Source organism: Herbidospora cretacea (assembly GCF_001570605.1).
Taxonomy (GTDB): Bacteria; Actinomycetota; Actinomycetes; order Streptosporangiales; family Streptosporangiaceae; genus Herbidospora; species Herbidospora cretacea.
Map to the genome: position 1 here is coordinate 423877 of NZ_BBXG01000002.1, position 23359 is coordinate 447235.

Genomic DNA, 23359 nt, shown 5'->3' on the forward strand with positions numbered 1-23359 from the left:
GCCGCCGCCGATTCGCGAATGCTTGTGGAGGTGTCACCGGCTCTGAAACGACAGGAGAAATCATGAAGAAGACGGGTGCCGTGCGGGTCAGGGAGTTCGACCACCTCGTCCTCAACGTCGAAGACGTCGAACGGTCGCTGGCCTTCTACTGCGAAGTGCTCGGCCTCGAACCCGTGCGGGCCGAGGAATGGCGAGCCGGGAAGGTCCCGTTCCCCTCGGTCCGGGTCACCTCTGACACCATCATCGACCTGGTCCGGCGTCCCCGGGGCGAGTCGAACGTCGACCACATCTGCCTGGTGGTCGACCCGCTGGACTGGGACGAGGTCGTCGCGTCCGGTGTGTTCACGGTCTTGGAGGGACCGGTGGGCCGGTTCGGCGCCCGGGGCGAGGCCGTCTCCCTCTACGTCCAGGACCCGGACGGCAACACGGTCGAACTGCGCTGGTATCCGGCGGACGCGTAACCGTGATCGCGGTGGTCACTTCGCGCAGTTCCAGATCGGGCGCGGTTATGACATCGCGAACGTCGTCACGTCCGTGCCGTGGACCATGGCTAGGCACCGCGAGTCCGACGCGGGAGGCCATGCCTGTCCGGACAAAACAAAGTCCTGGTCGCCTTTTCGGCTGACCAGGACTCCATGGGGTAAAGCTTGTGTCCGAGGGGGGACTTGAACCCCCATGCCCATCACTGGGCACTAGCACCTCAAGCTAGCGCGTCTGCCTATTCCGCCACCCGGACCGGTGACCACACGCGGAATTCGTCATCCCGCGTCGGCTGTTAAAGGTTAGCACTCCCCGCCCCGTGGTTCATCCCGAGATGCAAGCGGCAGGATGGGACCCGCAAGCCGAACCCCGCTCTGGAGGAACGCCATGACCGCCGTCACCGGCGAGAACGACGTCGTCACGCTGTGCCAGGAACTGATCCGCATCGACTCCACGAACGCGGGCGACAACCGCGGCCCCGGCGAACGCGCGGCGGCGGAGTACGTGGCGGAGAAGCTGGCGGAGGTCGGGATCGAGGCCACGATCCTGGAAAGCGATTCGAAGCGGGCGAACGTCGTCGCGCGGATCGAGGGCACCGACAGCTCGCGGGACGGGCTGATCCTGCACGGGCACCTCGACGTCGTCCCCTTCCGGGCCGAGGACTGGCGGCATCATCCCCTGTCGGGGGAGATCGCCGACGGCTGCGTCTGGGGGCGGGGGGCGGTGGACATGAAGGACATGGACGCCATGATCCTCGCCACCGTCCGCAAGCGACTCAGTGAGGGCCGGCGGCCCGAACGGGACATCGTCCTCATCTTCACCGCCGACGAGGAGGCCGGGGGCTCCTACGGCGCTCAGTGGCTCGTCGACAAGCACCCGCACGTCTTCGAGGGGGCCACCGAGGCGATCGGGGAGGTGGGCGGGTTCAGTGTCACCGTGGCGGAGAACAAGCGTCTCTACCTCATCGAGGCGGCCGAGAAGGGCATCGCCTGGATGAAGCTGACCGCCACCGGGCGGGCGGGCCACGGGTCGATGCTGAACCACGAGAACGCCATCACCGAGCTGTCGGAGGCCCTCGCGCGTCTCGGCCGCTACGAGTGGCCCATCCGCATCACGCCGACGGTCCGGTCGTTCTTCAAGGAGGCCTTCGACATCGAGATCGAGGCCGAGAGCGCCGAGGCCGCGGTCGCCAAGCTGGGGCCGCTCGCCCGGATGGTCGGGGCCACGCTCCGCAACACCACCAACCCGACGATGCTGGAGTCGGGGTACAAGGCCAACGTCATCCCGCAGACCGCCACGGCCCGGGTCGACGGACGATTTCTGCCCGGCGAGGAAGAGGACTTCTTCCGGACCATCGACGAGCTCCTCGGGCCCAACGTCACCCGCGAGTTCGACTATCACGACATCGCCGTCGAGACCTCGTTCGACGGACGGCTGGTCAAGGCCATGGCCGACGCGCTCGAACAGGAGGATCCGGGCGCGCGGGCCGTTCCCTACATGCTCTCGGGCGGTACGGACCTCAAGGCGTTCACCCGCCTGGGAATTCGCGGATTCGGTTTCGCTCCGCTCAAGCTCCCCGCTGACCTGGACTTCTCTGGGATGTTCCATGGCGTGGACGAGAGGGTGCCGGTCGATTCGCTCCAGTTTGGGGTGCGCGTGCTTGATCGGTTCCTGGACTACTCCTGAGTATCCGGTTGCGATCACTTGGTGTGGCTGTAAAGTTACCCAGCGTTGAGGGGTTGATCCGCACTGGGCGGCTCGACGGCACCTGGGAGGTCGCGTGTTCCGCATGCCGCGTGTTCAGCGAGGGGCGTTCGCGTCCGTCGTTGACCGGCATGAGGGCGCGGCCGTCCCGGCCGGGGGCCGGGAAGCTCGGATGGCGCGGTTCGCGGCCGTTTCCTGGCTGAGTCGCCTGTTGGCCGTCGGTGGTCTGATCACCGTCGGCTGGGTGCTCGGAGTGGTCTTCGGGTTCGCCGGTGAGGCACACGCCTCCACCGGCCCCGCCCCCTCACCTGTCGTCGCCGGGTCGGTGCAGATCGCCGACGGGTTCCCCACGGCGGGCGACGCGCAGGCCATGGCCGGGCGCAATGTCGACGGGCTGACCAGCTCGTCCGCGCCGGTCGCGCCTCCTCCCGCCTCCGCCGAGCATTCTCAGGGCAACGGTCTCGTTCCCCCGAACGGCGGCGGCTCGATCCATTTCGGGGATGTCACACGGTCCTTCGCGGGGCCGCGTCCCGCGGCTCCGCCTGTTCCCCTGGCGGCCGTGGTTCCCCCGGTCGTCCGCACAGCGGCGGACGACCCGTCTTTCTCCCCTGACTGATCCCGCGATCCGGCGATCGGTCTGGCCTGTGTCCTGGCTCTCAGCCGGGCGGGCATCTCTTCTCTCCGCGCTGTAGTCGCGGAATTCCCCAATCCTCGTGACGCTCCGAGGCACCGCTGTGGCACCTCTGTGTCTTCGGCCTGGAGTCCTTCAGTCGCGAGTTGTCAGGTACCCCCAGAACAAATGGAGCTTCATCATGCGAACGTGGACGAAGGGCACTGCCCCCGCGGCACTTCTCGCGGTCGGCGTCATGGCCCTCGGCACGGGCACCGCTGTCGCCGACACCGACGGGCAGAGCTCGGTCGGCGGCGGCAACCAGATCAACCTGCCGGTGTCCCTCCCGATCGACCTGAGCGGCAACGCCGTCGGAGTCGCGGGCGGTTCGACCGCGACGTCCAAGGGTGGCGCGTCGGTCGACAACAGCGGCACCGCCGGCAAGGGCATCCAGGGCAGCACCTCCGGCAAGAGCAGCGTCCTGGGCGGCAACCAGGTGAACGCGCCGGTCAGCGCGCCGATCAACGCCTGTGGCAACGCGATCGCGCTGTTCGGCAACTCCGACGCCGGGTGCAAGGGCGGCTCGGAGGTCAAGACGTCCGGTCAGGGCGGCGCGGGCAAGAACACCACCAGCGGCGCCAACAGCCTGCTGGGCGGCAACCAGGTCACGGCGCCGATCAGCGCCCCCGTCAACGCCTGCGGCAACGCCGTGGCGATCTTCGGTGACGCGGTCGCCGGCTGCAAGGGCGGCGCGGCGGTCAAGAACACCGGAGCCGGCCCCGGCGGCAACAGCACTTCGGGCCGCTCGGCCGCGCTCGGCGGCAACCAGGTCATCGCGCCGGTCAGCGCGCCGATCAACGTCTGCGGGGTCACCGTCGCGGTCTTCGGCGACGCGTTCTCGGGCTGCAAGGGCGGCTCGACCTCGACCAACGGCAACCCCGGTCCGAAATACCAGCACGGCCCCGGCAAGCCCGGCTCGACCGGCAACGACACCGACGGCCGGTTCGGGGCCGGCAGCGGCAACCAGGTGATCGCCCCGGTCAACCTGCCCGTCAACGTCTGCGGCAACGCCATCGGGGGCGCGCTGGCCGGATGCAAGGGCGGCAGCGAGTCCACCAACACCACGCCGGGCACCGGCGCCGGCGGCAACTCCACCGACGGCCGTTCGGGGGTCGTCGCGGGCAACCAGGTCATCGCGCCGATCACCGCGCCGATCAACATCTGCGGCAACGCGGTCGCCCTGTTCGGCGAGGCGTTCGCCGGGTGCAAGGGCGGCGCGTCGGTCAAGAACGGCGGCAAGGGCGCCGGCGGCAACACCACCTCCGGCCGTTCGGGGGTCGTCGCGGGCAACCAGGTCATCGCGCCGATCACCGCGCCGATCAACGCGTGCGGCAACGCCGTCGCCGCCGCGGGGGCGGCCGAGGCCCACTGCACCGGCGAGGTCTCCGCCGACGGCGGGCCCGGGGGCGGCGGCAACCGCACCGATGGGAAGTCCGGCGTGCTCGCCGGGAACCAGGTCATCGCGCCGATCACGGCGCCGATCAACGCCTGCGGCAACGCCGTCGCGGGGCTGGGCGACGCCGCGGCCGGGTGCCTCGGGGGCAGCCGGGTGGGCCGTTCGGTCCACCACACCAGCGGCGACGGCTACGACAACCTCACCAAGAGCTGGGGCAAGGTCGACGCGGCGGAGGCCTCCGGCCCGCTGCCCGCCCTGCCCTCGATGAGCTCGGCCCGCCAGCTCACCAAGATGAGCGCCGCCGGTCTGCCGCTGGTCGGCGACCTGCCCGGCATGCTCGGCCTCCCGGCCCTGCCCGGTCTGCCCGGCGCGCCGGCCGTCCCGGCCGCCACCGGTGGCAAGAAGGCTCCCGGTAAGAACGCGCAGGCCAGCCCGCTCGCCCCGGTCACCGGTGCGGCCCAGGGGCTGCCGGTCGCCGGTTCGCTCGGTTCGGCCGCCTCGGCCCTGCCCGTCGGCGGCCTCGGCCTGATGAGCGCCGCCCAGCCCGACTCGATCACCGGCATGAACTCCGGTTCGCTGGCCGCTCTGCTGCTGGGCGCGATGTTCGCCGCCTCCGCGACCCTGTTCGCCGGCGCCCGCCGCCTGCGGTTCGGCCGTCGCAAGTAGGTCGCTGTAAGAGAACGTGCCGCCGCTGACTGAGCGGCGTGCGATCAGGTGTCTCCCCCAGCCGGGCGGTTCCCGCTGGGGGAGGCGGGAAAGCTTTGCCCGTCTCGGGGGCGCGGCCCGGGGCGGGCAAAGCCATGTTTACAGGGTGCTGACCACGCGTATGATCTTCCGTCGCAGCCAGACCCTGCGGCTGCCGTCGGAATAGAGACGTAGGCGATCGAGTTCCCAATGCCCGTATTCGGCGTGCTCCGTCAGGAGCCGACGAGCCGCTTCACGCGATGTGCCGCGTGGAAGGAACAGCTCCATGTAGGAGTAGTCGAGCACAGCGATTAGTCTCCCGTTGGGGACGGCGGAGTCCGATGGGCTCTATTGTGCGTCCTCGTGGGATAACGGGTCCAGGTGGTTACAGACCGGGGCCCACCCGGGTAGCCCGAGGGGGAGGGCCGCTCGTGACGGGTTACCGTGAAAGGCCCACACCGACGGGGATAAGACAGCGAACAGCGAGGTAGGTAGCAGCGTGCCAGCGAACAACGGCAACGCCGGCGGAACCCGCCTGGTGATCGTCGAGTCGCCCGCGAAGGCGAAGACGATCGCCGGGTACCTCGGGCGCGGTTACGTCGTCGAGTCCAGCATCGGCCACATCCGCGATCTTCCGGGCAAGGGCGACACGATCCCGGAGGAGTACGCGAGCCAGGCCTGGGCCAAGCTCGGCGTGAACGTCGACGACGACTTCGAACCGCTCTACATCGTCAACAGCGACAAGAAGTCGCAGGTCTCGAAGCTGAAGCAGCTCCTGAAAGAGGCCGACGAGCTCTACCTCGCGACGGACGAGGACCGCGAGGGCGAGGCCATCGCGTGGCACCTGCGCGAGGTCCTGAAGCCGAAGGTGCCCGTCCACCGGATGGTGTTCCACGAGATCACCCCGCAGGCGATCCGCGACGCCGTGGCCAACCCCCGCGACCTCAACCTGCGCCTCGTCGACGCGCAGGAGACCCGGCGCATCCTCGACCGTCTCTACGGTTTCGAGGTCAGCCCGGTTCTGTGGAAGAAGGTCAAGCAGGGGCTGTCGGCCGGTCGCGTCCAGTCGGTCGCGACGCGTCTGGTGGTCGAGCGGGAGCGTGACCGCATCGCGTTCACGAGCGCCTCCTACTGGGACCTCTCCGCCGTTTTCGACACCGGGCTGGACAGTGACGATCCCAGCCGGTTCGGTGCGACCCTGCTGTCCGTCGCGGGCAAGCGGGTCGCCCAGGGCCGAGACTTCGGCTCTGACGGCCGTCTGACCAGGCAAGACGTGCTTCACCTCGACCAGGCGGCGGCTACGGCCCTGGCCGGTCGGCTCGACGGGGCCTCTTATTCCGTACGGTCGGTCGAGCGCAGGCCGTACACGAGGAAGCCCTATGCGCCCTTCCGGACGACCACCCTCCAGCAGGAGGCCAGCCGGAAGCTGGGGTTCTCGGCGAAGTTCACCATGCAGGTGGCCCAGAAGCTCTACGAGAACGGGTTCATCACCTACATGCGTACCGACAGCATCACGCTGTCGGAGACCGCCGTGGCCGCGGCGCGCAGCCAGGCGATCAAGCTCTACGGCGCGGCCTACGTGCCCGACAAGCCGAGGGCCTACGCGAGCAAGGTCAAGAACGCGCAGGAGGCCCACGAGGCGATCCGCCCGTCGGGTGAGGAGTTCCGCACCCCCGGCGAGACCGGCCTGTCCGGCGACATGTTCCGCCTCTACGAGCTCATCTGGCAGCGCACCGTCGCCTCCCAGATGAAGGACGCCGAGGGCGAGTCGGTCTCGGTCAAGGTCCTGGCCGACCGCGAGCAGGCCGAGTTCAGCGCGACCGGCCGCACCATCACCTTCTACGGCTTCCTGAAGGCCTACGTCGAAGGCGCCGACGACCCGTCGACCGACCGCGACGACTCCGAGAAGCGGCTGCCCAACCTCGCCGAGGGCCAGGCGGTCAACGTCCTGGAGCTCGCCCCGGCGGGCCACTCGACCAAGCCGCCGGCCCGCTACACCGAGGCGTCGCTGGTCAAGGAGCTGGAAGACCGCGAGATCGGGCGGCCGTCGACCTACGCGTCGATCATCGGGACGATTTTGGAACGCGGCTACGTGTTCAAGAAGGGCACCGCGCTGGTGCCGTCGTTCCTGGCGTTCGCCGTGGTCAACCTGCTGGAGCAACACTTCGGCAACCTGGTCGACTACGACTTCACGGCCGAGATGGAGAAGGTCCTCGACGACATCGCCAACGACCGCGCCGAGCGGGTGCCGGAGCTGCGGCGCTTCTACTTCGGCGACGGCGGCGACGGTGACGAGGGCCTGAAGGACCTGGTCAGCGACCTGGGCAACATCGACGCCAAGGAGATCAGCTCGTTCCCGATCAAGGGAACCGACATCGTGATCCGGGTCGGCCGCTACGGCACCTACCTCGACCGCGAGGGCTCCAAGGTCAACGTGCCGAGCGACGTCACGCCCGACGAGCTGACCGCCGAGAAGGCCGAAGAGCTGTTCGCCCAGCCCTCCAGCGCCCGCGAGCTGGGCGTCGACCCGGTCACCGGCCACTCGATCTGGGTGCGCAACGGGCCCTACGGCCACTACGTGACCGAGGTGCTCCCCGAGGAGCCCCAGCCCGCCGACGGCCCGAAGAAGCGCGTCAAGAAGGCCGACCAGCCGAAGCCGCGCATCAGCTCGCTGTTCAAGACGATGGACCCCGAGGAGATCACCCTCGACGACGCGCTCCGGCTGCTGACGATCCCCCGCGTGGTCGGGGAGATCGACGGCCAGGAGGTCGTCGCCCACAACGGCAAGTTCGGTCCCTACATCAAGAAGGGCACCGACTCCCGGTCGCTGACGACCGAGGAGGAACTGCTCACGATGACGATCGAGCAGGCCAAGGAGGTGTTCGCACAGCCGAAGCAGCGGGGCCGCAGGGCCGCCGCCGCGCCGCTGCGCGAACTGGGCGAGGACCCCGGGTCGAAGAAGCCGGTCGTGGTCAAGGAGGGCCGGTTCGGGCCCTACGTGACCGACGGCGAGACGAACGCGTCGCTGCGCAAGGGCGACACGGTCGAGGAGATCACCATCGAGCGCGCGGCCGAGCTGCTCGCCGAGCGGCGGGAGAAGGCCCCGGTCAAGAAGGCGCCGGCCAAGAAGGCCCCGGCGAAGAAGACCACGGGCACCGCGGCCAAGGCCAAGACGGCGGCGGCGAAGTCGACCACGACCAAGCCGACGGCGCGAGCCAACACGAAGGCGAAGTAGCCGTCTGACGGTACCGGCCGATACCGGCCGGTACCGATCACGACCGGCGGCGGAGCAGGCGTTTTACAGCTTGTCAGCCTGCGCGGTCCGCCGCGCAGGCTGAGGTTGTCCACAGGCGCCAAGTTGTCCACAGGCGGTCTCCCCGGCCGCGCCTCACGAGGTTTTTGCTCGTAGCATGAGCGCGGTCGACAGGGGGTATCCGTGGGTTTTTTCGTCGTCGTGTTCGGTGTGATCCTCGCCGTCCACGTCTACCTCTATCGGCGGCTGGTCCGGCAGACGACGCGGCCGGGGTGGGCCCGGTGGGTGCTGACCGGGGTGCTGGTCCTGCTGCTGGTGCTGCTGCTCGTGGCGCTGGTCGGCAGCCGGATGTCGTCGTCGTGGATCGTCCACGTGCTGGCCTGGCCCGGGTTCATCTGGGTCGCGGTCATGTTCTACCTGACGCTGATCTGCCTGGCGCTGGAGATCCCCCGGCTGATCCTCAACCGCGTCTTCAAGGGTGACCCGGTCAAGGTCGCGCCGCCGCCCAAGGTCGTCCCGGCCACGGTGGGCTCGACGTTCGGGCCGAAGAAGATCGAGATCCACGTCGAAGACGTCGTCGAGCCGCCCAAAAGGCCCGACCGGCGGCTGTTCATCAACCGCACGGCCGCCGTCGTCGCCGGGGTCGGGGCGGGCACGATCGTCGGGTTCGGGATCGAGACGGCCCTGGGCGATCCGGTCCGCGAGTCCGTGAAGATCAAGCTGCCGAACCTCGACCCCCGGGCCAACGGCGTGCGGATCGCCCTGGTCAGCGACATCCATCTCGGCCCGCTGACGGACATCGGCCACACCGAGCGCATCGTCGAGGGGATCAACCGGCTCAACGCCGACATCGTGGCCATCGTGGGCGACCTGGTCGACGGGAGCGTGCGGGAGCTCGGCCGGCTGGCCGCCCCGCTCACCCATATCAAGGCCCATCAGGGCACCTACTTCGTGACCGGCAACCACGAGTACTACATCGAAGACGGCCCCTACGAGTGGATCGAGACCCTGCGCGGCTACGGCATCCGCACTCTGGCCAACGAGCGGCTGTCGGTCTACCGCGACGGCGTCGCGGCGTTCACGCTCGCCGGGGTCAACGACGTCAACGGCGCGACCATGCAGGCGGGGCCCGACCTCAACGCCGCCCTCAACGGCCGCCCTCCGGAGCTGCCGACGGTTCTGCTGGCCCACCAGCCGGTCGTCGGCGTGCAGGCGGCGGAGTGGGGCGTCGACCTCCAGCTCTCCGGCCACACCCACGGCGGCCAGATGGTGCCCTTCGACCGGATCGTGCCGCTCCAGCAGCCCGTGGTCCGCGGTCTCGGCACGATCGGCGAGATGCAGATCTACGTCACCAGAGGCGCCGGTTTCTGGGGGCCGCCGGTCCGGGTCGGGGCGCCGCCCGAGATCACCTTCATCGAGCTGGAACGGGGCTGACGTGGGAGCGCGGCGTCAGGTTGGCGCTCCCGTCCAAGTCGGGGGGAACGCGCATGACTACTGCGGCACCACGCGGTTCGTAATACCCTCAGGCGATGAGCAGCCGGGGCAAACCGGCCCGCTCCACCCCCCACCCGCAGCGAGCACCTGGATACGCTGACACCATGAGCACCCCCGGCCGGGCCCGTAAGCCGTCCCACGTGCTGACCATCGCCCCGTTCCGCCGTTTGTGGACCGCGATGTCAGTCGGCGGGCTGGGTGATTGGCTCGTGCTGATCACGCTGACCGCCCTGGCCGGGACGATCACCCAGGGTGAGGGCTATCCCCGGCAGAGCCTCGCCATCGGCGCGGTGTTCCTGGCCAAGCTGCTTCCGGCCGTGCTGCTCGGGCCGCTGGCCGGACTGCTGGTCTCCAAGGTCGACTGGCGGCTGGCGATGGCCGCCGCCGACGCGGTGCGGTTCGTGGTGATCCTGCTCGCGCTGGTCATCGGCGGCTACCAGTGGCTCGTCCTGGCCATGTTCCTGATCGAGTGCGCGTCCCTGGTGTGGAACGCGGGCCGCGACGCCGCCGTCTCCGGGCTGGTCCCGGCCGAGCGCCGGGCCGACGCCGAGCGGGTGGGCCTGCTGGCCTGGTATGCCATGGCGCCCGTGGCGGCCTTGCTGTTCGCCCTGGTGGCGGGGCTGGTCAACGTCCTGACGGCGATCGCGCCCGGGTTCGGGGGCGCGGGCGGCAAGATCATGATCGTGGTGGCCGGGCTCAGCTACCTCGCGACCGCCGCGCTGGTGTTCACCCTCGATCTGCGCAACGCGGGCGGCGCGCCCAAGCCGTCGGTGCTGACCCAGCTCAGCGCCGGGTGGCGGCTCGCGACGGCGAACAGCGCCGTCAAGCGGCTCTACATCGGCATGATCGGCGTGTTCGCGGCGGTCTCCGTCGTGGTCGCCGTCGGGCGGGCCTACGTCGACGTGCTCCGCGCCGGTGAGGCCGGATACGCCTCGCTCTTCTGCGCCGTGTTCGTCGGGGCGGCCCTGGGCTCCTACTTCGGGCTGCGGTGGCTGAAGGAGCTGTCGCGCAAGCGGTTCTTCGCGCTCGCGATCATCCTGGCCGGGCTGACGCTGGCGGGCATCGCGCTGATCCACAACCTGGTGATCGTGGTCGTGCTGACCTTCGTCGCCGGGGTGTTCGCCGGGGTCGCCTGGATCATCGGCTTCACCATGGTCGAGGTGGAGGCCGAGGGCCGGCCGCCGGTCGACTTCCTCCACGCCGTCTCCCGGGTGGTGTTCCTGGGCGTGGTCGCGGTGGCCGCCCTGGTGGGCGGGTTCTTCGGCGACCACCAGCTGACCGTCAACGGCCTGACCTACGGCTTCAACGGGGCCAACCTGGTGCTGCTCGCCGCGGCCGTGGCGGCCGTGGCGATCGGCGTCGTCTCGCTGCGGCGGATGGACGACCGTCCCGAGGTGCCGCTCCGGGTTGATGTGGTGGCGGCGCTGCGCGGCGAGCCGTTCGGGGCCGAGCCCCCGGCGGAGGTCCCGGGCATGTTCATCGCCTTCGAGGGCGGTGAGGGCTCCGGCAAGACCACCCAGTCGCGGTTGCTCGCGATCTGGCTGCGCGACCAGGGGTTCGACGTCGTCCAGACGCGGGAGCCGGGGTCGACCAAGGTCGGCATGCGGCTGCGGGCCATCCTGCTCGACTCGGCCCACCAGGGGCTGTCGGCCCACGCCGAGACGCTGCTCTACGCCGCCGACCGGGCCGAACACGTCGAGAAGGTCATCCGGCCGGCGCTGACCCGTGGGTCGATGGTCGTCTGTGACCGCTACGTCGACTCGTCGCTGGCCTACCAGGGCGCGGGGCGGGTCCTCGGGGCCGACGAGGTCGCCCAGGTCAACGCCTGGGCCACCGGGGGGCTGGTGCCCCATCTGACCGTGCTGGTCGACGTCCCGCCGTCGGTGGGCCTGCGCCGGCACGCCCACCCGGCCGACCGGATCGAGTCGGAGCCGCTCGACTTCCACGAGCGGGTCCGCAAGGAGTTCCGCGCGCTGGCCGCCCGCGACCCCGAGCGCTACTTCGTCGTCGACGGCACGCTCACCCAGCCCGAGGTGTCACGATTGATTCAGGATCGGGTCCGCGAGGTGCTGCCCGATCCGGTGCCGCTGGAGACCGAGGCCAACACCGGAACGATGCCCGCCATCAAGGACTAGCCTTTCCTGGTGGACGTGTTCGATGACCTCGTCGGCCAGGAACAGGCCGCGACGGTCCTGCGCCAGGCCGCCGCCGCTGCCGCCGACGTGCTCGACGGGGGCCGGGGCGCGGGCATGACCCACGCCTGGCTGTTCACCGGTCCGCCCGGTTCCGGCCGCTTCGACGCCGCCAAGGCCTTCGCCGCCGCCCTGCTCTGCCCCGACCGGGGGTGCGGCCACTGCGACGCGTGCCACCAGGTGATGGTGGGGTCCCATCCCGACCTGGAGTCGGTGCGTCCGCAGGGTCTCTCGTACGGCGTCAAGCAGACCCGCGAGCTCATTCTCCGGGCCGCCGGGCGGTCGACGATGGGCCGCTGGCGGGTGGTCCTGTTCGACGACGCCGACCGGGCCACCGAACAGGCCGCCAACGCCCTGCTGAAGGCCATCGAGGAACCCCCGCCGCGCACGGTCTGGCTGCTCTGCGCCCCCGCGCCCGACGACATGATCATCACCATCCGGTCGCGCTGCCGGGTGGTGACCCTGGTGACGCCGTCGTCCCAGGCCGTCGCCCACGCCCTGATGACCAGGCACGACGTGCCGCCGGGGGTGGCCGAGTCGGTCGCCCGGGCCGCGCAGGGCGATCTGGCTCGGGCCAGACGGCTGGCGCTCGACGAGTCGGCCAGGGGGCGGCGCGAAGCCGTACTGACGATTCCCAAGAGCCTGACCAACGTCGGTGAGTGCATCGCCGCGGCCGAGAAGCTGGTGAAGACCGCCGACGAGGACGCCGAGGCGGCCACCGCCGAGCTCAACGAGTCGGAGATCTCCGCGCTGCGGGCCATCTACGGCGAGGGCTCGACCGGGAAGGGGCTCAACCGGGGGCTGGTGCGCGGCGGCGCGGGCGCGCTGAAGGAGCTGGAGACGGCGCAGAAGTCGCGGGCCACCCGGATCAAGCGCGAGTCGCTCGACACCGCGCTGCTCGACCTCATGGCGTTCTACCGCGACGTGCTGGCGGTGCAGTTCGGGGCGCCGGTCGAGCTGGCCAACGGCGACCGGCGGGCCGAGCTCGAAGCCGTCGCGCGGGCGTCGCGGCCGGAGGACACCCTGAAGCGCACCGACGCGATCATGCGCTGCCGGGAGCGGCTGGCCGCCAACGTGAACCCGCAGATCGCGGTCGAGGCGCTGACGCTCACCCTGTGGAAACCCGGCGGCTGAGCCGAGCAACCTCGGAGGGTCCCGGACGTCTCTGAAGCATGCAGGCCGAAACGGTGGACATCGCGCTCTCCCCCGGCGACCGGGACGAGGCGATCAGCCTCCTCTACGAGGAGCACGCGCTCGGGCTGACCAGGCTCGCCCTGATCATGCTCGGAGACCGGGAGAGCGCGGAGGACGTCGTCCAGGACTCCTTCCTCGGTCTGCACCGCCGGTGGCGGCTGCTGCGTGATCCGGCGGCGGCGCTGCCTTATCTGCGCAGTTCGGTGCTGAACAACGCGCGCAGCACGCTGCGGCGAAGACGGTTGCCGTCGTGGTTCGCGGGGGCCTACGACCCACCCGTCTGGTCGGCCGAGTCGGCCGCGTTGCTCGGGGCGGAGCGCCGGGAGGTGCTGGAGGCCCTGCACCGGCTGCCCCGGCGGCAGCGGGAGGCGCTAGTGCTGCGCTACTACGCCGAGCTGTCCGAGGAGGAGGCCGCCCACGCGATGGGGGTCAGCCGGGGGACCGTCAAATCCACCACTTCCCGGGCGCTCGACGCGCTAGGGCGCATTCTTGGGGAGAACGCATGAACGACGTCATTTCCCGTCTGAAGGACGCGACGGCCGCCGCGGGCGAGACGATCTCCGCCGTGTCCGAGCTCCGCCTGGAGAGGGCCAGGAAGCCGTTCCTGACGCCGGTCGTGGCGGCGCTGGCGGTCGGGGTGGCGATCATCGGGACCGTGGTGGGGACGCGGGGGGCGCTGGACCAGACGGTGGCGACCACGACGGCTCCCCGGTTCATCGTCGAGACGCGGACGCAGTCGGCGCTGATCGTCCGGGGGGTGGCCGACGGCGCGGAGATCGACCGGGTCGGGGCGGACGGCGGGTGGACGTACGGTCAGGTGCACGCCGCTCCCGACAATCGGACCTTCTACGCGACCATGAGCGGCCCCGGGTTCTGCACCAGCAAGATCGTCCGATTCTCCGTGGACGGCGACGGCCAGGCCGGACCGCCGGCCGAGCTGCCCGTCCGTCCACCGGACGGGAACCGGTTCAGCGCCTTCACGGTGAGCGGTGACGGGACGAAGGTCGTCTTCGGCGCGGTGCCCTGCGCGGCCGACGCGACGAGTGCGGGGCTCGTCGTGGTCGCCGACGTCCAGTCGGGGACCGCCCAGACGCTGTCGGCCGGGCCGGCGGCCGGGTTCACGTCGATCTCGACGAACGAGGACGGTTCGAAGATCGCGTATCTGCCCATGACGGCGGGCGGACCCTTCACGATCATCAGCGAGCCGGGTTCGACGGCCGACATCAGGGTGTTCGCCTCGCCGTCTCCGGGCGCGGTGTCGGAGGAAGCGGAGATCGTCCCGTCGCCCGCGTCTCCGCAGGCCGACGCCGAGGTCCGGCCTCCGTCGCCCACGATCGTGCCGTCCGCGCCGCAGGACACACTGCGGAGCTTCAGTTCGTGCCGGTTCCACGCCTCACAGGCCGACGGCCGGATCTCGGACACCCAGTCGTGGACGCTGGACTGTCCCGACTCCTCCGAGGTGTACATGGTCGACACCGCCCGGCCCGGCGCCGCGCCCCGGCGTCTGGAGCTGTCGGCCCAGCTCGACGGGGCGAAGGTCGAGGTCTACGGCGTGCGGATGTCCGCCGACGGCACCCGGTTGATCGCCGGGGTGGGCACCGGGACGGCGCGGCTGGACGATCCCGAGGCCGCGATCATGGCCTTCGACGCGAGTGACGGCTCGCCGGTCGAGACCCTCTATCAGGGCCGTGGGTGGATCCGGCTGCTCGACCTGGCGGCCGGGGGTGCGCAGATGCTCGTCCAGAACGAACTGGAGATCGGCGTCGTGTCCGGGAATGCGTACAGAAAGGTGGTGGACATTCCCGGCCGGGTCATGGACGGAGTGGTTGCCTGGTAAAGAGGGCGCGTAGGGTGGCGTGAGGCGCAACCACACGAGGAGGCCGGGCTCCCTTGGGCATGATGATGGCCGTGAGCTTCACCCGATACGGGCGGTTGTACTACCTCGATCCGGGTGGTCACTCGCCGAAGGTGGGCGACCGGGTCCTCGTGCCGACCGATGCGGGTTTCGAGGTCGCCGAGACGATCTGGGCCCCCCAGTGGGTGTCCGACGAGGTCGAGGGCCTGCCCGTCTGCGGCGGCCCGGCCGGTGAGGAGCACCTCACCCGCGACGAGTCCAACAAGCGCCGCCGCGCGGAGGCCCGGAGCGTGTCCAAGCGCCTGATCAAGCGCCACGAGCTGCCGATGAAGGTCGTCGGCGTCGACTACCTCGACGCCGACAACGTCTACACGGTCTACTTCTCGGCCCCCCACCGGGTCGACTTCCGCGCGCTGGTCCGCGACCTCGCCCGCAACCTCCGGGCCCGGGTGGAACTGCGGCAGATCGGGCCGCGAGACGAGGCCCGGCTCCAGGGCGGGATCGGGCCGTGCGGGCGCGACCTGTGCTGCGCGACCTTCCTGAAGGACTTCGAACCCGTTTCCGTACGTATGGCGAAAGACCAGGACCTTCCGGTCAACCCGCTGCGGATCGCCGGGGCGTGCGGCCGGTTGATGTGCTGCCTGAAGTTCGAACACCCGCTCTACCAGGAGTTCCGCGCCGGAGCGCCACGGGTGGGGCTGGCCGTGGACACGCCGGAGGGCGCCGGGGTGGTGGTCGGGCACAACGTGCCGTCCGACTCGGTGATCGTGCGGCTCAACGACGGCGGCCGGCGCTGCGCGTGCTCCAAGGCGAGCGTCTGCGGGCCGCGCAAGGCGTACGACGAAACCTACGAATCGTCGTGAGGCGCCTGGTCCTGGCGTTGACGCTGCTGGCCGCCGCCTGTTCGGCGCCGGCCGAGCCGCCGGTGGCGTCGTCGTCGGCCGACGATCAGACGCTGTCGTGGACGCCGTGCCTGGAGGGCCTGGAGTGCGCGTCGCTGGCCGTACCGCTCGACTACGACAAGCCCGACGGCCAGAAGATCAAGATCGCCGTCGCGAAGAAGGCGGCCACGGGCGACCGGATCGGGTCACTGCTGGTCAACCCGGGCGGCCCCGGCGGCTCGGGGATCGACTACGTCGGGCAGGCGCCCGTCTCCCAGACGCTGCTGGAGCGGTTCGACCTGATCGGGTTCGACCCCCGGGGCGTGGGAGAGTCGACGCCGGTGCGGTGCCTGTCCGAGGCCGACCTGGAGTCCTACCTGTCTCTCGACATGACGCCGGACACCCCTGAGGAGACGGAGGCGTTCGTCGCGGGGGCCAAGTCGTTCGCGGCCGGGTGTGAGAAGAACGCCGGTTCGCTGCTGCCCCACCTCGGCACGGCCGACGCGGCCCGGGACATGGACCGGCTGCGGGAGGCCCTGGGCGACGAGAAGCTGACCTACCTCGGGAAGTCCTACGGGACCTACCTCGGCGCGGTGTACGCGCAGCTGTTCCCCGACCGGGTGCGGGCGCTCGTCCTCGACGGGGCCGTCGATCCCCGGGTCTCGGCCCTGGAGCTGAACGAGGTGCAGGCCAAGGGGTTCGAGGTCGCGATGCGGGCCTTCGTCGCCGACTGCTTCACCGTCGACGACTGCCCGTTCTCGTCCCGGACCGTCGACGGGGCCCTCGACGAGATCTCCCGGCTGCTGCAGCGGGCCGACCTGCTGCCCCTGCGGAACCAGGCCGACTCGCGGGTGATCAACGACACGTGGGCGGGCTTCGGGGTGATCACTCCGCTCTACGACCGGGGGTCGTGGGAGGTGCTGCGGGGGGCGCTGAAGGAAGCGTTCGCGGGGGACGGGAGCCAGCTGCTGCGGATGGCCGATGTGCTGCTCGGGCGGCGGATGGACGGGTCGTGGACCAACCAGACCGAGGCCAACAAGGCGGTCAACTGCGTTGACCATGCCTTTCCTACCGATGTGGCCGCCTACGAGGCGGCGGCCAAGGGGGCTGCCGAGGTGGCGCCGCGGTTCGGGCCCTTTGTGATGTGGGACAGCTTGGCCTGCGCTTACTGGCCTGCCCGGTCCGACGAGGCCGATCTGCGGATCACCGGGGCGGGGGCGGCGCCCATTCTTGTCGTGGGGACCACCCGGGATCCGGCCACGCCTTATGAGTGGGCTCAGGGGCTGGCGTCCGAGCTGGAGTCGGGGGTTCTGCTGTCGTATGACGGGGACGGGCATACGGCGTACAAGAGCGGGTCCTCCTGTGTGGACAAGGCTGTCGACGCCTACTTCGTGGATCTCACGGTGCCCGCCGAGGGGACCCGGTGTTGATCGTGGGCGCGGACTGGGGGCCGGAGGCTGTACAGTAGGGCATGCCGCTTGTCGGCATGCCGCCTTAGCTCAGTCGGCCAGAGCGACGCACTCGTAATGCGTAGGTCTGGGGTTCGATTCCCCAAGGCGGCTCTTACGAATAAGGCCCTTGACCTGGTATTTCCCGGTCGAGGGCCTTTGTCGTTTCTGGATCTTGCTAACACTGGTGCTAACAGGCTTCGGCGAGGGCCTTGGCGAAGATGTCGGCGGCCGAGGCTTCGGCCTGACGGACGACGTGAGCGTAGACCCGCAAGGTGATCGCGGGGTCGGCGTGGCCGAGGCGGGCAGCCACCACGTGGACGGGGACGCCGGCCAGGAGCAGCGTGGTTGCGTGGATGTGGCGGAGGTCGTGAAGCCGGGCGTGGGGAAGCGGGGTTCCTGCTTCTCTAGACGCCTTGATCAGCTTGGACATGAGAGCCGTGACGGTGTCGGGATAGATCGGCTCGCCCCAGCCGGTCGTGAAGACGTAGTCACCCGTACCGCGCCAGTTCTCTCCCGCCTGGAGTTGATCGGCGGCCTGACGCTTGCGGTGCTCTCGCAGGGCTGTGACCGTCGCCGGGTCGATGCTGACGACTCGGGATCGGCCACTCTTGGTGGTGCCTTCTATGCGCTCGCCTTTGATCATCGTCGCGGAGCCCGTGATGGTGATCTGCATGCCTTCGAGATCGACGTCGGCCCAGCGCAGGTTCAGCAACTCACCGCGACGGGCGCCCGTGTAGGCGGCGAGGTGTAAGAAGGCGAAGAGCCTGTGGACGGCGGCCACGGCGAGGAAGGCGCGGAGTTGCGGTCTGGTCCAGATGGTGCCGGGTTCGGCGTACTCCGCTCTCGGACGCTTGGCGCGGTCGGCGGGGCTGCTGTCGAGAAGCTGGTCGACCTCAACGGCGTCCCGGAATGCCTTACGGAGTACGGCGTGGAGGTGGGTGACCGTGGCGGCGGCCAGGCCGCGACCGGTGCGGCCACCGGTCGTGGACAGGTCCCGGTAGAGCTTGGTCAGGGTGGTCGGGCGGATGGCTTGTAGACGCATGCTTCCGATCCGGGGAGTGACGTACAGCCTGATGCAGTTGCGGTAGTCGTCCAGGGTGCGCGGCTTGATCTCCATGGCGTGCGCGTCCAACCAGTCGGTCAGATACTCGGTGACGGTGATGGTGTTGCGGTCGACGTATTCGCCGCGCCGGGCCTTGACCCGTGCCTCATCCCGGGCTGCTTTGGCGGCGTCCTCGGTCGCGAAGCCGCCGACCCACTTCGGCTTGCTCTCGCCGGTCTCGTTGTCCTTGACGCGGATGACGTAGGACCAGGTCTTTCCGCGCTTGACCACGCCGTCGCGCACCTTCGGGGTGGTCCGCTTGCGGGGCTGCTTGTCGTCCGCCGGGGTCCTAGTCATGCTGCGGTCTCCTTGTCGGTCAGGCTGAGGATGTAGAGGTGGAGGGCTGCGAGGGGAATGCGGCGGCAGCCGTCGATGCGGATGGAGTCGACGGCTCCAGAGGCCATGAGCTGGTAGAGCTTGCTGCGCGAGATGGCCAGGGCTTCGGCCGCCTCGGGCACGGTGAGCAGGAGCGGCGTCATCGGGCACCACGCCGAGCGCGGGAGCCGACGAGGGACGCGGACACCAGGGCATCAGCGGCGGTGAACCCACGGCCGACGTAATGCCAGTCGGCGACTTTGACCACGTCGTCTTCCGGGATGCCCATCAGGTGCTCGCGGGTGCACTCCTCGGTGTGAACGAAGCGCTCTCTCGCCGCTCTGATGTCACCGAGCGTCAGGGAGAAGAGCCGGGATCGAGTCGAGAAGTGGCCCCGATAGCCGAGCATGTGCGCCCACTGGCCGAGCCGCAGGTCAGCCAGTCCATCGAGGTACGCCAGCCGGAGGCACTCGGCGATCAGGCGTCGGGCGTGTGTGCTGACGGGAAGGGCGTCGAGGTCGTCTGTGATGCGTATGGGCCGGTCGAGGGTGCCGACACACTCGGCGGCCTTGGTGGCGTACTTGGCGACGTAACCGGCGACAGCCTGTTCGGTCAGTTCGCCAGCCAATGTGACGGGTCGGATGTCGAGCTGATCGCCCCAGCCCAGCAGGCGGCTCGTCTGATCGGGCGACGATGGGGAGGCTACGTGGACGGCTCGCGCCGCAGCTCTGACAGCTTCGGCCAGGGCGTCTGCGGTGGCCCACATCGGGGGAGGGGTCGAAGGACCATCCGGCCCGTCGAGGCGGATCAGCGCGTGGAGATGGATGACACCACGTCGCTGATACTCAGCGACCTTGGCGAAGGAGACGACGAGTTCGTCTCTCATGGCCTTGATCGTCAGGGCGTGGCCATGGGCGAGATGCCAGCGCAGGGAGTCGGCGAAGCGCTTCCACAGCGTTGAGGCGAGCGCGTTGAAGAGCACGGAGCCGGTGTAGTCGTAGCAGCTCGGGCAGAGCGGTTCGCCGAGTCGACCGTCGTCCGGATGGTGCTTGATCGTGCAGGACATGACGGTGTCGTGCGGGCAAGTCTCAGCGTCACGCCGGGGGTGGCAAGGCCGGGGCTTGCCGTTCATCTGTCGGCGCGCGTGGACGGCGCCGAAGGAGGGGGCGGTGAGAGTGACGAAGAGACACGGGTGGGTGCTCACCGAGGTCGGGACACCTTTGCCGCCGATAAGGCCGGCGCGGATGAGGTGATAGGTGTCCGCTCGATAGGTCTCGGCACAGGCCGCGCAGCGGGAAGCGCGCCGGGTCTTGCACGGCAAGCGCAGGACGCCATCAGGTTCGGTGCGAGTGGTGTAGCGGCGGAGGAGAGCACCAGTGGTGGCGTGCCGGTGGTCGACGCGGCCACGAAGGTGGATGGGCTGGCAACAGCCGCCGGTCCGGCGGATCTGAGCCGCCCAGCGGTCATAGTCCGGAGCGTTCAGGCGGGTGATCGTGCCCGCGATGGCATGGGCGTTCCTTTCGGTTCGAGGCATGATGGAGGCTCCTTTCACTCGTTCGGGTGAGGGGAGGGCCTCCGACCTGGCGCTTGTCTTGGCGGATGTGCGGCCAGGCCGGAGGCGTCGGCGCGTCAGGCGCCGTAGTTGTCGATCCCGGTTCCGTCGCAGTCGTGGCAGCGTTCGCCGTCGCTGGTCAGGCCGGTTCCTGCGCAGGTGCAGCAGCGGTAATGGATCACGGGGAGCGGTTCGTCCACAGAGGCATCACCTCCGTTCACTGGGCGGGTTCGGCGCGTAGGGCGCGTAGCAGGTCTGAGGCGAGTTGGTTGGAGACGCCCAGCCGTCCGCGTAGGACGTCGCGGGTGATGGGCTTGCCGTGTCGGGTCAGGTGTTCGGTGGCGACACGGCGGGCGTAGTCGAGTAGCGCGGCGGACGGTCCGGGACCGGCGGGGGTTTCGTCTTCGGCGGGTTGGTCGTCCGGGACGGCCAGGACGAGGGCGGGTGTCGGTTCGGCGGTCGGGGCGTGGGCGCGGCGTTCGAGCATGGAGACCGCGACGAGGAAGGCGCCGGCGGGTGTGGCGGCGGTGATCCAGCCCCAGGCGGTGGGATCGGCTTGTTGCAGGTTGGCGGCCAGGGACAGGACGATGCCGCCGGTCAGGATGAGGGTTGGCCAGGTGACCCGGCTGTCCTGGGACCGTCCGGTTCGTTTGTCGCGTTGGCGTTCGCGGGCGGCCATGACGCACGTGAGGTCGATGCACACGGCGACGGCCCAGGCCATCCAGCCGGTCTGGCCGTGTTCGACGGCGGTGTCTCGGATGTGGGTGAAGGAGCCCGCTCCGGCGATCAGGGCTAGGACGGCTACGGGGCCGGAGTCCAGCAGCCAGGCGGTGTGTCGTCGCATCGGGTCCTCCCTTCGCTACGGGACGGGGATCGGTTCGGCGTGGATAAGCTGGTTCCAGTCGGGGGTCAGGTGGGCGTAGGTGTGGGCGGCGTGTTCGGCGGCGGCTTCGCTGACGTAGAAGGAGCGGGCGCGGTACCACTGGCCGTCGTCGGAGGCGACGATGGCGACGCCGGGGGTTGAGGCTGGGATGGTTCGGGCCGAGTCGAGTGCGGCCGGGTCCAGGTCGCCGAGGGTCATGTTCGCGGTCTCCGGGTCGTTGACCCGGTGGCAGACGCGTCCGGAGCATTGGGCGCGCAGGGCGGTGACGCCGGGGCCGAGGTCAGCGCCGATGCGCTGACCTGAGCAGAACAGGTAGATGCCGAAGGCGCGGCCGAGTTGGGCGACGCGCAGCAGGGCGGTGGAGATGCGGGCGACGTCGTCTTTCTCGTTCTTGTCGGCCATGAGGTAGAGCTCGGCGAGTTCGTCGACCAGGACGACGACGGGTACGGGCCGGACGGCGGGTGGGAGGTGCCAGATGTTGCGGGCACCGGCCATGCGGCACATGCCCATCCGGTCGATCATCAGGGCGATGATGTCGGCCAGGAGCGCGGTGCACTCGGCGCGTGAGGTGGCCAGGGCCGACAGCCGAGGTGTGTACGGGGTGAACTCGACCCCGCCTTTGAGGTCGAAGCCCACCAGGGCTACCGGCTGGCGAGCCAGTCCGGCGATCAGGGCGTTGGCGAGGTTGGATTTGCCGGATTGGGTGGCTCCGGCGTTGAGCCAGTGCGGGATGAGCCGGAAGTCGACGATCCATGGAGCACCGGTCTCCAACCGGCCCACGGTGACTTTGAGCAGCTCAGTTGAGGCGGGAACGTGGTCGACGGCGACGAGGGGGTCGTGGCGGGTGGCCGAGAGGCGTAAGCGGCCGGGTTTGTCGGACCAGGCACGTACGGCGTGGACGCCCCAGGCGTGGGCGAGAGCGGCGGCCGCTTCGCTGTAGTCCGAGGGAACCTGACCTTCCAGAAGCCGCAGGGTCACGCGCCAGCCGTGCCGGGTCGGGATCGGTAGCCACATCCATGGCTTGGTGTCGACGGCCACTCGACGGAAGCGCCGCCGGACGGACACGTTGCCGGTGGAGACGAGGGCGGATGGGGTGATCGTCCACCAGAAGGAATGGCGTTTCTTGGTCAGGCCGCAGCCGAGGGCGACTTTGCGCCACGTGGCGCGGACGCTGATCGCGGTGGGCAGGTAGGCGATGGCGTACCAGAACGACTGGTAGTGGAGGCATCGCCAGGCCCACAGTCCCAACCCGATCAGGGTCAGGACTGCGAGCCAGGTCCAGTCAGACACCGGTCCTCCCGAAGGCGGGAGCGGCGGGCCGGAAGCCGGTGACGCGGTAGGAGATGCCCCAGCGGCCGGCCAGTTCCCAGACGTAGCCGATCATGTCGACGGGGGTCACCTCGTCGCCGGGGGTGATGGTCGGTTCGCCGGACATGGCGACCTTGACGAGTTCGATGCGGTCGAAGGTGTCTTCGACCGACAGCGTGACCTCGTACACGGTCTGGCCGGTCTTGTCGGTCTTGATCTCGCCTGTCTCCTTGTTGAGCAGGCGGGGACGGGGCGGCTTCACGCAGGTGAAGGTGAGCCGGGCGGCATCGACGGGGATCGGGATCACTCGCATGGTGTAGGACCTCCTTTTTGTCGTCGTGGTCAACATAGTTAACCTAGTCGGCTTGGCTGTCAACATGGTTGGCAATTCGCCAACCTCCGTGGTCTGATGTGCGGTGATGGTCAAGAAGACCGGCCGGGCTGGCTACCTTCAGATCGCCGACGACCTGCGCGAGCAGATCCGAGGCGGGTCTCTTGCGCCCGGAGCGCCGTTGCCGTCGACCGCCCAACTTGCCGAGCAGTACGAGGCGTCGCTGTCGGTGGTGAAGATGGCGGTCGGGATCCTGCGGAACGAGAACCTCGTCGTCGGCCAGCAGGGCAAGGGCGTGTTCGTCCGGGACGACCGGGACGCCGCGCCCGAGGAGGACTTGCGGGCCGAGGTGGTCAAGCTGCGTACGGCCGTCGCCGACTTGACGCGGCGGCTGGAACAGGTCGAAGTGGCGTTGTCTGGCCCTGCCGCGAAGCCTCCGAGGAAGCCCCGCGGCTAGGACCGTCGTCCCGAACGTGGCAGCCGACCACCCGGCGGGCGAAGCCGGCCGACATGGTGGGCGCCTGCACCGGCAGCTTGCGAACTCTGTCCTCCTGGCGCATGCCGACCAGGACGACCACGTAACCGACCGCCACCAGCGCGGCCAGGACCAGAGC

General features: G+C 69.7%; 21 protein-coding genes and 2 tRNA genes. 14 read left to right on the forward strand and 9 right to left on the reverse strand.

The window, feature by feature from the left end; genetic code table 11:
* Positions 1–62 precede the first annotated feature (62 nt).
* Positions 63–461: a VOC family protein gene (locus AW270_RS04585; RefSeq protein WP_061290933.1), complete on the forward strand. Its 399-nt coding sequence runs from the start codon at positions 63–65 to the stop codon at positions 459–461.
* 189 nt (positions 462–650) lie between these two features.
* On the opposite strand, the gene AW270_RS04590 is transcribed toward AW270_RS04585, so the two are convergent.
* Positions 651–736: transfer RNA gene (locus AW270_RS04590), tRNA-Leu, on the reverse strand.
* Between the two features lie 131 nt (positions 737–867).
* Here AW270_RS04590 and AW270_RS04595 point away from each other — a divergent pair.
* The 3 genes from AW270_RS04595 to AW270_RS04605 all read left to right on the forward strand — a co-directional run bounded on the left by AW270_RS04595 (position 868) and on the right by AW270_RS04605 (position 4916).
* Complete coding sequence (locus AW270_RS04595; protein ID WP_061290935.1) at positions 868–2166, forward strand: M20/M25/M40 family metallo-hydrolase; 1299 nt, start codon at positions 868–870, stop codon at positions 2164–2166.
* Between the two features lie 229 nt (positions 2167–2395).
* The gene (locus tag AW270_RS04600; RefSeq protein ID WP_245674566.1) at positions 2396–2800 is read left to right on the forward strand and encodes a hypothetical protein; all 405 of its coding nucleotides are present in this window, start codon (positions 2396–2398) and stop codon (positions 2798–2800) included.
* Positions 2801–2996: 196 nt separating this feature from the next.
* Positions 2997–4916: a chaplin family protein gene (locus AW270_RS04605; RefSeq protein WP_082801295.1), complete on the forward strand. Its 1920-nt coding sequence runs from the start codon at positions 2997–2999 to the stop codon at positions 4914–4916.
* Positions 4917–5054: 138 nt separating this feature from the next.
* Here the strand turns inward: AW270_RS04605 and AW270_RS41015 are convergent, their stop codons facing one another.
* Positions 5055–5222 (reverse strand): DUF5703 family protein, encoded by a 168-nt coding sequence (locus AW270_RS41015; RefSeq protein ID WP_439649040.1) that lies wholly within the window; start codon positions 5220–5222, stop codon positions 5055–5057.
* A gap of 211 nt (positions 5223–5433) precedes the next feature.
* On the opposite strand from AW270_RS41015, the gene topA reads away from it, so the two are divergent.
* The 9 genes from topA to AW270_RS04655 all read left to right on the forward strand — a co-directional run bounded on the left by topA (position 5434) and on the right by AW270_RS04655 (position 17365).
* On the forward strand, positions 5434–8169 hold the full coding sequence (gene topA, locus AW270_RS04615; RefSeq protein ID WP_061290943.1) for a type I DNA topoisomerase: 2736 nt from the start codon (positions 5434–5436) through the stop codon (positions 8167–8169).
* Positions 8170–8370: 201 nt separating this feature from the next.
* Positions 8371–9621 carry a metallophosphoesterase gene (locus tag AW270_RS04620; protein WP_061290945.1) on the forward strand — a complete coding sequence of 417 codons (1251 nt, stop codon included), beginning with the start codon at positions 8371–8373 and terminating at the stop codon, positions 9619–9621.
* Between the two features lie 164 nt (positions 9622–9785).
* On the forward strand, positions 9786–11816 hold the full coding sequence (gene tmk / locus AW270_RS04625; protein ID WP_061290948.1) for a dTMP kinase: 2031 nt from the start codon (positions 9786–9788) through the stop codon (positions 11814–11816).
* 9 nt (positions 11817–11825) lie between these two features.
* Entirely contained in the window at positions 11826–13007 is a 1182-nt protein-coding gene (locus AW270_RS04630) for a DNA polymerase III subunit delta' (protein WP_061290950.1), read from the forward strand.
* Positions 13008–13045: 38 nt separating this feature from the next.
* On the forward strand, positions 13046–13573 hold the full coding sequence (locus tag AW270_RS04635; protein ID WP_061290952.1) for a SigE family RNA polymerase sigma factor: 528 nt from the start codon (positions 13046–13048) through the stop codon (positions 13571–13573).
* A complete protein-coding gene (locus tag AW270_RS04640) occupies positions 13570–14904 on the forward strand; it encodes a hypothetical protein (RefSeq protein WP_061290953.1) in 1335 nt (444 codons plus the stop codon). Before AW270_RS04635 ends, AW270_RS04640 begins: the two co-directional genes overlap by 4 nt.
* A 65-nt stretch (positions 14905–14969) precedes the next feature.
* Positions 14970–15785 carry a PSP1 domain-containing protein gene (locus tag AW270_RS04645; protein ID WP_245674579.1) on the forward strand — a complete coding sequence of 272 codons (816 nt, stop codon included), beginning with the start codon at positions 14970–14972 and terminating at the stop codon, positions 15783–15785.
* Entirely contained in the window at positions 15782–17233 is a 1452-nt protein-coding gene (locus AW270_RS04650) for an alpha/beta hydrolase (RefSeq protein ID WP_245674567.1), read from the forward strand. The genes AW270_RS04645 and AW270_RS04650 overlap by 4 nt, the downstream gene beginning before the upstream one ends.
* 58 nt (positions 17234–17291) lie before the next feature.
* Positions 17292–17365: transfer RNA gene (locus AW270_RS04655), tRNA-Thr, on the forward strand.
* Between the two features lie 76 nt (positions 17366–17441).
* Here AW270_RS04655 and AW270_RS04660 read toward each other — a convergent pair.
* From AW270_RS04660 to AW270_RS04685, 7 genes are all read right to left on the reverse strand, one after another.
* Positions 17442–18653 (reverse strand): site-specific integrase, encoded by a 1212-nt coding sequence (locus tag AW270_RS04660; protein WP_061290957.1) that lies wholly within the window; start codon positions 18651–18653, stop codon positions 17442–17444.
* Positions 18650–18835 (reverse strand): helix-turn-helix domain-containing protein, encoded by a 186-nt coding sequence (locus AW270_RS04665; RefSeq protein ID WP_061290959.1) that lies wholly within the window; start codon positions 18833–18835, stop codon positions 18650–18652. Before AW270_RS04665 ends, AW270_RS04660 begins: the two co-directional genes overlap by 4 nt.
* On the reverse strand, positions 18832–20205 hold the full coding sequence (locus tag AW270_RS04670) for a replication initiator (RefSeq protein ID WP_061290961.1): 1374 nt from the start codon (positions 20203–20205) through the stop codon (positions 18832–18834). Before AW270_RS04670 ends, AW270_RS04665 begins: the two co-directional genes overlap by 4 nt.
* Before the next feature lie 95 nt (positions 20206–20300).
* Entirely contained in the window at positions 20301–20423 is a 123-nt protein-coding gene (locus AW270_RS41720) for a hypothetical protein (RefSeq protein ID WP_275477746.1), read from the reverse strand.
* Positions 20424–20440: 17 nt separating this feature from the next.
* Entirely contained in the window at positions 20441–21067 is a 627-nt protein-coding gene (locus AW270_RS04675; protein WP_061290963.1) for a DUF2637 domain-containing protein, read from the reverse strand.
* 15 nt (positions 21068–21082) lie between these two features.
* A complete protein-coding gene (locus AW270_RS04680) occupies positions 21083–22396 on the reverse strand; it encodes an FtsK/SpoIIIE domain-containing protein (RefSeq protein WP_061290965.1) in 1314 nt (437 codons plus the stop codon).
* Positions 22389–22727, reverse strand: a complete 339-nt coding sequence (locus tag AW270_RS04685) for an SCO3933 family regulatory protein (protein WP_061290966.1) — start codon at positions 22725–22727, stop codon at positions 22389–22391. The genes AW270_RS04680 and AW270_RS04685 overlap by 8 nt, the downstream gene beginning before the upstream one ends.
* 106 nt (positions 22728–22833) lie before the next feature.
* Here AW270_RS04685 and AW270_RS04690 point away from each other — a divergent pair, with 106 nt between their 5' ends.
* The gene (locus tag AW270_RS04690; RefSeq protein WP_061291460.1) at positions 22834–23202 is read left to right on the forward strand and encodes a winged helix-turn-helix domain-containing protein; all 369 of its coding nucleotides are present in this window, start codon (positions 22834–22836) and stop codon (positions 23200–23202) included.
* Positions 23203–23359: the final 157 nt, after the last annotated feature.

Coding starts and splice junctions, on each gene's coding strand:
- AW270_RS04670 (WP_061290961.1), bottom strand. CDS start 20,205: ATGCCTCGAACCGAAAGGAACGCCCATGCCATCGCGGGCACGATCACC.
- AW270_RS41015 (WP_439649040.1), bottom strand. CDS start 5,222: ATGGAGCTGTTCCTTCCACGCGGCACATCGCGTGAAGCGGCTCGTCGG.
- AW270_RS04605 (WP_082801295.1), top strand. CDS start 2,997: ATGCGAACGTGGACGAAGGGCACTGCCCCCGCGGCACTTCTCGCGGTC.
- AW270_RS04660 (WP_061290957.1), bottom strand. CDS start 18,653: ATGACTAGGACCCCGGCGGACGACAAGCAGCCCCGCAAGCGGACCACC.
- AW270_RS04685 (WP_061290966.1), bottom strand. CDS start 22,727: ATGCGAGTGATCCCGATCCCCGTCGATGCCGCCCGGCTCACCTTCACC.
- AW270_RS04585 (WP_061290933.1), top strand. CDS start 63: ATGAAGAAGACGGGTGCCGTGCGGGTCAGGGAGTTCGACCACCTCGTC.
- AW270_RS04595 (WP_061290935.1), top strand. CDS start 868: ATGACCGCCGTCACCGGCGAGAACGACGTCGTCACGCTGTGCCAGGAA.
- AW270_RS04635 (WP_061290952.1), top strand. CDS start 13,046: ATGCAGGCCGAAACGGTGGACATCGCGCTCTCCCCCGGCGACCGGGAC.
- AW270_RS04645 (WP_245674579.1), top strand. CDS start 14,970: ATGGCCGTGAGCTTCACCCGATACGGGCGGTTGTACTACCTCGATCCG.
- AW270_RS04665 (WP_061290959.1), bottom strand. CDS start 18,835: ATGACGCCGCTCCTGCTCACCGTGCCCGAGGCGGCCGAAGCCCTGGCC.
- AW270_RS04675 (WP_061290963.1), bottom strand. CDS start 21,067: ATGCGACGACACACCGCCTGGCTGCTGGACTCCGGCCCCGTAGCCGTC.
- AW270_RS04690 (WP_061291460.1), top strand. CDS start 22,834: ATGGTCAAGAAGACCGGCCGGGCTGGCTACCTTCAGATCGCCGACGAC.
- AW270_RS04640 (WP_061290953.1), top strand. CDS start 13,570: ATGAACGACGTCATTTCCCGTCTGAAGGACGCGACGGCCGCCGCGGGC.
- tmk (WP_061290948.1), top strand. CDS start 9,786: ATGAGCACCCCCGGCCGGGCCCGTAAGCCGTCCCACGTGCTGACCATC.